The sequence below is a fragment of the Streptomyces hainanensis genome (assembly GCF_004348415.1).
Lineage (GTDB): Bacteria > Actinomycetota > Actinomycetes > Streptomycetales > Streptomycetaceae > Streptomyces > Streptomyces hainanensis.
Genome location: NZ_SMKI01000945.1, coordinates 1 through 416 on the forward strand (window position 1 = coordinate 1; position 416 = coordinate 416).

General features: G+C 73.1%; 1 protein-coding gene. It reads right to left on the minus strand.

What is annotated here, in order from left to right:
* Nucleotides 1-83 precede the first annotated feature (83 nt).
* Nucleotides 84-254 (minus strand): hypothetical protein, encoded by a 171-nt coding sequence (locus tag E1283_RS37975; protein WP_165956396.1) that lies wholly within the window; start codon nt 252-254, stop codon nt 84-86.
* Nucleotides 255-416 lie beyond the last annotated feature (162 nt).

Consider the following 416-nt stretch of genomic DNA (forward strand, 5'->3'; position numbering starts at 1 on the left):
CCCCCACGGTAACCGGACCACCGCCGCACCGCCCCGCAAGCGCGCGAGGCGGGAGAGCGCGGCCATGGCCGCGTCGCGCCGCGTCAGAGCCCGCCGCCACCGCCCATGGGGCCGGAGGATCCGCCGCCGTCCATGCCGCCGCGGCCGCCGCGGCGGCGCGGCTTCTCGAACGTGGCCCACCAGATCAGGCATGCCGCGATGCCGACCACGCACACGGCGACGATGATCAGCCCCACGTTCACGGGAATCTCCACGGGTCCCTCCCTCCGGTGACGTCCGGTGACGTCCGGTGGTGTCGGACTCCTCGCCTACCCGGACCGTCCCGGGAAACACGGCAGGTGGCGGACTGATCGCCTCGGACGGCGGACGATGTCCCGACCGGACCAGGGTCGTCAGATACACCGACGAGATGCTGT